A 6,862-nucleotide genomic window follows, 5' to 3' on the forward strand; every position below is an offset into this window, starting at 1 on the left:
ACCTAGCATCGACCCACTGCCTCCGGCGTACGGCGCCGCGGCGTGTTCTTGTCCGCTCCCTTGCATCATGGGCTGCGCTTCCCATGGGGCCGCGCCTTCGATGAGGTTCAGGTCTCCCTGAGACGGATGAGGATGGAACGGGTCTGGCAGAGCCGGAACGCCGGGGGCGGGAATTTGGGCAGCGGCTCGGCGCGCCTCGCCCGAGCGCTGCTCAAATCCCTCTTGCCCGGCCTGTGCCGCTTGCTCTTGAGATGCCGGGGGCTGCACCTGCCGCCAAGCTGTTACATTGGATAGGTCAAATTTGTGCAGGTTCATGCTAGCCTCAGGGGCTCCGGCGGCCTCCCTGCAAGGGAGTAGCGGGAGGTCGGTCTCCCGGGCAGGCTCCAACGGTCAACCGGTCAGGAGGTCTGCCATGGAACAGTTTCTCGGTCTTGATGTTTCCGTTCTCACTACCAGCGTCTGCGTAATGGACACGGCTGGTAAACTCATTCGAGAGGGCAAGGTGGAGACCGAACTGGAGGCGATCGGCGCCCTGTTTGCGATTGGCGGCCTCTACAAGCGTGTCGGCCTTGAGGCCGGTCCGTTTTCGCAATGGCTCTACAGTGTGCCGCAGACGAAATGTGCCGGCCGGCCAGAAGGCGTTTGGTGGAGACGACCATAATTGCTCGCTCTTGCAGTAGCGATTGCCTAAGGCTGGTCATAGAGGAACTCCTGCAGGTTCGTGCCGTAGTGTATTTGTTGATTCAACGAAGCAAATGCCGTGCCGAACCAGAAACCGTTTTTAGACAACATGATCGTTTTGATAGTGCAGTGTTTCATACCCAACACTGTCAGAAGGCCGACAATGAGTCCGACTGCCGGGCATGCAACCGAACGCTGTGATCCTGTTCTCCGGACAGGTCTCCCGCTGCAGCCCGGCTTGGCAATTCATCAGGGCATGTCGCAAAGGAGAAGTCGAAGGGCAAGGCGGCTTCCGGCTCGCACGCGGCCCTCCAAAGACATCGACGCCCTCATGCCATGGGCCTTAAGGAGGGAACCATGTCTGTCGCTTCGTGGTCAGGGTCGTTGTTGGCTTGGGAGCAGGAACTCACAGCGCTGAAGGCGCGGGTTGGGCGGGTGCTCCCTCGTCGTGAGTTGCGAGAGACCGGCGCAGATTTTCTCGACGGCCTTCTTTCCGGCATTGAGCGCAAGACAGGCTGGCTGATGGCTGAGCAGTTCGGAGCGGCACGGCTTTATCGGATGCAGTCGCTGTTGGGGCGCAACCACTGGGACGCTGCGAGACGAGGGTTCGCCATTATGTGGCGGACGGCGTTGGGCGATGTGGATGGCGTCCTGATCGTCGATGACACGGTATTTGTGAAGAACGGCGATCGTTCCGCCGGTGTCGCGCGACAGCACTCGGGAACAGCGGGTCGGATCGAGAACAGCCGAGATCGGCGTGTTCTTGGCTTGCGCGAGCCGCTACGGCCAAGCGCTGGTCGATCGTCGCCTTATGTACCGTAGAGCTGGACAAAGGATCGGACGCGATGTGCCAGGGTGTCGATCCGGAGATGGTCGAGTTTGCAACCAAGCCAAAGATGGCGTGCGCCATGGTCGAGGCGGCGCTCGATGCCGGCGTCCCGTGCGCTTACGTTTTTGGCGACGTTGTCTACGGGGCGGACAGCAGCCTTCGACGGATGCGGGAAGCTCGCGAGCAGCTATGTCTTTGCGGTTCGAGGCGCTCACTTCACGCGCCGTGGAGGGGATCGTGGATTTGAGGAAACCTCGCCCGAGGAACTGGCCAGGGAGTTCGATCCGACGACTGGGTCTGTCATGCGGCAGGTGAAGGCGCCAAAGGACCTCGGCTCCCTACGACTGGGACGCATCCGCCGCCCTTGGACGTCAAAAGGCGGCTTCGAGCATTGGCTTCTCGTCCGCCGCAAACGATCGGCATCCGGAGAAAACGCCTACTACAAGTCTTCGCCCCGCCCGGTTTCCTTCTTGGCCGAATTGGCGGCAGTGGCCGGCCTGCGCTGGGCGATCGAGGAGTGCTTTGAGCGCGCCAGGGATGATCTCGGACTTGATCATTGCGCGGCTCGGTCCTGGCACGGATGGCATCGCCACATGAGCCTGTGCATGGCCGCCCTGGCATTCCTCTCGAGGCTACCGGCTGATCTTCGCCGCAGCGCATGGAGCAAACCGAACGAAACGTCCAAAGGAGCCAATCGCCGCCTGATCCGGATGGCTGCACTCGTCCCGAGCGTCCCCGAGATCCGCTATCTCCTCGCCGGATGCCTATCTTCCCACCGACGCAAAAGCCCTTCATCATCGCGTGGTCGCTATGGCGACGACCACGGCATCAGGCTGCGTCAACCATCTATCAGTACCAACGTCATCGACATCCGCAACCGTAGTACTTCTGCAATGGGCCCTCGTTCGTCAAGTCCCTCTGAACGATATCTCATCGCCGGGATCATGCTTCTGTCCGTGGTCAGCGCGAAGCCGCCACACCATGCCATCAGATCCAGAGCTGACAGGTCAATCTAGGAAGCGTGATTTGCCGAAGCATTCACAGCACTACACACGACCTTGGCATCTAGGTGCGCCGGTTTTACCCGCGTCTCAGAACGCGGAATGATGAATCCGCTTCCGGGTGATCCGGTGAAAATCATCTTTACGATCCGAGGAGAAGCGACTTAAGATCGTGAGCGCCCTATGATCTTACGTTTTCGGAAAAAGCTTCGGAAACAGCGCGTCCAGAGCGTCCGCCGGAAAGCGTAGGGACACTAGGCCCTTTGGCGTTTCCGACGCCAATAGTCCGAGCGCGATCACATCATCGAACACTCGACGCGCCGTACGTTCGGGTAGTCCGCTAATAAGGGATGCCTCGCCGCGGTCAAATTCACCGCGCATGCGTCAGGCTGCCAATTGATCACGATCTGACCCGACTGGCAGTTCAAGTTAGAACTTGAACCTGACCGGGTACTGCTGGATGGCAAGCTTCATCCCAACCCGGTCTGATATGAAACAACGTCCGGCCCCGAGGCTTAGGCTGCAATCTCGTATCGCTTCCATGCGCTGTTCTCTTGGAGCGTTTTGCGGGGTTGGTCTGCTAACCTCGGAGCTCAACGCTTAACGGCGTTAGGATGAGCGTTCGAGGCGCAGGATTACTGCCGACACTGCTCTTCTTGTTCGCATTGGGCAGTTCTCGTTGGAAGCTTCCCATCTTCCCGACTGCGGCCGGCAAGGAGCGGCTCGGCGGCATATCGAAAATGGGCAACCCGACGCTCCGCTCGCTGCTCGTTTGTGGCGCGAGTCTGTCTTGCTGCGCGTTAAGGGAAACGACACTAGTGACCCTTTTGGCGCGGCGGCCTTTCAAGGTCGTCGCGGTCGCGCTCGCCAACAAGATGGCGAGGATTATCTGGGCGCTGCTCAACAAGGGCGGGACATATCGAAATACTGGTGCGGCAAGGGCCGCAGCACGCGCCTAAGCCGAACGACGACCAGGACGGACTGGCCGGCGCCACGCCGGACAGAGGCGAGGTGCACAATGAGACGATGACCCACGGGATGAAATTCCGACGCGAGAGAGGCCGGCCGACAATGCGCTTACAGTGCGTCAGATAGATCAGCCTCTCGCATCGGGAATTTCATCGAGGCCAGCGGTCTTAGACCGCGCTGAACGGCCGGACATGTGACCGCACCTATCCCGCTGGGTGAAATGTCTAAAAAAGCGCTTGTCCGCGTGGTCGTTGCACATATGTCGTTAGTAGGTCATCTCCTGCGAGCGAAAGACGGTCCGTAAGCCGGAACCCTTCTTCGGATGGCTGCCTAAGGCAATAGTGCCGCCAAGGCGAAAGCCCGATAATCCGGTTCGGCAAGTCCGTCGGCCATGGCAGCGATGCGCCGTCGTAGCTCGGGCGCAAGCCCCGCCAGGCCTGCCCCGAGGGCTTGGACAGCCAAGATGCGATCTATGGGGCGGTCGAGTCGCTCGGCGAGGACGACGAGACGCCGCTGGAGCTCTAGGGCAAGCCCTGCCATGCCCGCTCCGAAGCCCCATAGCGCTGCGACGCGGTCTGTGGATCGGTCGAGCCCCTCGGCGAGGACGACAAGACGCTGTTGGAGTTCGGGTGCAAGCCCTGCCACACCCGCTCCGAGGCCTCTCAGGGCCGAGCCGCGATACTGTGACGGACCGAGCCCCTCGGCGAGGACGACGACACGCTGCTGGAGCGCGGGTGCAAGCGCTGCCAAGCCAGGTCCGAAGCGCAATAGACCCTCGGTGCGATCTTCGGGCTCGTCCAGTGCCTCGAGGAGGACCACGAGGCGCTGCTGGAGGATGGGCGCAAGCCCTGCCACCCCCCTTCCGAGGCCCTGCAGGGCCCAGGACTGACGCCAGGGATGAAGCTCTTCGGCGAGGAGGATGAGACGCCGCTGGAGCTCGGGTGCAAGCGCTCCCACGCCCGCGCCAAGGCCCCTCAAGGCCGAAGCGCGGTTCCCGGGCTGGTCGAGCCCCTCGGTGAGGACGACGACACGTCGCTGGAGGTTGGGCGCAAGGCTTGCCACGCCTGCTCCGAGGCCCTCCAGGGCAATGGTCTGAGACCTGGGCTCAAGCCCTTCGGCGAGGAAGATGAGACGCCGCTGGAGCTCGGGTGCAAGCGCTGCCACGCCCGCTCCGAGGCCCCACAAGGCCGAAGCGCAGTCGTCGGGGTCACGAAGCCCCTCGGCCACGACGACGAGACGCTGCTGGAGCCCGGTTGCAAGGGCTGCCACGCCCGCTCCGAGGCCCCTCAGGGCCGAAGCGCGATGGCTGGGCTCGTAAAACCCCTCGGCGAGGGCAACGATACGCTGCTGGAGCTCGGGCGCAAGCCCTGCCAAGCCTATTCCGAAGCCCGTCAGCGTATATGGGGTATACCAGTGCGGCGCAAGTTCCTCGGCGACGGCGACGAGACGTTGCTGGAGCTCGGGCGCAAGCGCTGCCACCCCCTCTCCGAAGCCCCATAGGACCGTGGCACGATTCCAGGGGTGAAGCAGTCCCTCGGCAAGCGCGACGAGGTGCTGCTGGAGTTCGGGCGCAAGCCCTCCCACGCCTGTCCCGAGGGCTCGCAGTGCCGAGCCGCGATGGTCCTGGTCCTCAAGCCCCTCGACTAGCGCGACGAGGTGCTCCTGCTGCACTCTGGTGAGGCAATTGAAGTTGCGCGCGAGTGATTCCACCACGACGGGATACGTCAGCGGCTGCGGGCCGGGTTGGAGTTGCATCAGCCTGTGCCAGATGGCCTGAACCTGGATTCGCCTTTCTTGAGGCGTTGCGACTATCATCGCGGCGACACGCAGCTCTTGATTTGTGTGCGACATCCTCAGCAGATCCATCGGGCTGAGCCGCTCAGCAATCTCAACGAGCATGTCCAGCGGCAGATCAAGGATACTCAGAGGAGGAGGCGCTTGATCTTGAGGCTCAGAGCGCGTCTGCTCCACTATAGAACAGGATGATTCACCGGGTCCTTCAACGCCAGCCGCCGGTCCAATGGGAGAATCGTCCGTGATATCACGCTCGATGGGGTTGAATGCCGAGATGGGCGCCTTTCCTCGCTCCTCAATGCCCCTCATAGTTCACCTCCTATGCTACATCTTGAGATAATCGTGATTGTCGCGCAGCGGAATCTTCAAGGATCGGGCAGTTCCTAGAACGTCGCTGGCTTGACCAGGTTGAGCAGGCGAATTGCTCGATCGGACAAGATCCTTTCCATTCTCACCATGAGGTGAGCTGCCCTGTCGAAGAAGACTGGATGAAGCCGCCAGGTCCAGGCCGCCCGCCAATGATTGCCCAATGTCGGCGTGCACTGATGGGGTGCGCACCTGGGAACTGTTCAGCATCATGGCTCATCGGGGGCGCTCCGGTGGCTGTGGGCGGCATCAGCCGAGGTGTCGGATCGTCTTCATCATCAAGATGGATCCCCGCAAAAGACGTACCGCTTCAAACGATCGGCATTGATCCGAGAGCTCCCGTGCCGAGGGGACTGGACTTTACCTGTTTAGTCAGCGGCGTGGATGTCGGCACTGGCCCGGCGAAGCTTCTGCCTGCGGCGTTGCCCCGCGCCGTTTGGAGCCTGGTTGAAGTTCATGACTGGGATTTTGGATCGTTGTATGTAGTATCCATTGTTGACTCCAGTCGGTGACGATTTCCTGTGCAGGAGACCCATCTCATCGCTCTGTGGCCGATCCGGCATGCGCGCGACGAGCTTGCAAACCGGCACGTAAAGCTCATCGATCAGCGGCCGACCCCGGATCATAGCCGAGATCGGTGTGCCTCGTCAGAAAGAACCGGCGTCAGAGCGTCTTTCGCGCGGGCCAAGGTTCCGCTCCTTCTGCCCAGCGACCTCGGCGAGTTCGCCTGCCGTGGTGGGATGTCGGCCATAGTCGAAGTCGAACGCTGTGTCGATGGTGCTGGCTGGAATGATCCGGCAAGGTAAGTTGCGGGCTCCGCGATTGCTTGCCCGCTTCGAAATATGGATCTCTCCTTTTGTCCGAAAGTGGGCATGCCGAATGTCCGCCAATCTGTTGCGAACGGAACGAATCCCAGCCAATACGAACGTATATTCCGCTGCGCAAACTGGTCTGGATCTTGCGTTGTGCTTTGTCGAACACGAAAAAATTGGGTGCCCGGAGTCCAGTTCACAATGTGGGATCGTCAGTGAATGCGCTTCCCACGTTATCCGCTTGGCTCCCTGCGGTAGGTGCTGTTCGTGATTCGAAGACAAGCGTGATATGAAATCCGCATCCAGGCATTGGTCCTCAGCATGGTGCCGAGATTGGCGGTTGGAAGGCGCGCAATGGCAAGACGAGTTTTCAGACCGAGGTGCCCAAGCGGGCTACTAAGCCGGATCCC

The 6,862-nt window shown here is 61.1% G+C and carries 2 protein-coding genes and 2 pseudogenes; 3 read left to right on the forward strand and 1 reads right to left on the reverse strand.

The features are described 5' to 3' along the window. Positions 1-412: 412 nt before the first annotated feature. The 3 genes and pseudogenes from NKH52_RS34980 to NKH52_RS34995 all read left to right on the forward strand — a co-directional run. Positions 413-661, forward strand: a complete 249-nt coding sequence (locus NKH52_RS34980) for a hypothetical protein (RefSeq protein ID WP_352658103.1) — start codon at positions 413-415, stop codon at positions 659-661. A gap of 377 nt (positions 662-1,038) precedes the next feature. Beyond that, positions 1,039-2,215 (forward strand): annotated as a pseudogene (locus tag NKH52_RS35575) (IS701 family transposase). Between the two features lie 997 nt (positions 2,216-3,212). After that, positions 3,213-3,470, forward strand: a pseudogene (locus tag NKH52_RS34995) (IS110 family transposase); the annotation flags it as partial. Between the two features lie 340 nt (positions 3,471-3,810). Here the strand turns inward: NKH52_RS34995 and NKH52_RS35000 are convergent. Beyond that, a complete protein-coding gene (locus tag NKH52_RS35000) occupies positions 3,811-5,583 on the reverse strand; it encodes an F-box protein (RefSeq protein WP_352658095.1) in 1,773 nt (590 codons plus the stop codon). Between the last annotated feature and the right edge of the window lie 1,279 nt (positions 5,584-6,862).

It is taken from the genome of Mesorhizobium sp. M1066, assembly GCF_040318635.1.
In the GTDB taxonomy this organism is placed as follows: Bacteria; Pseudomonadota; Alphaproteobacteria; order Rhizobiales; family Rhizobiaceae; genus Mesorhizobium.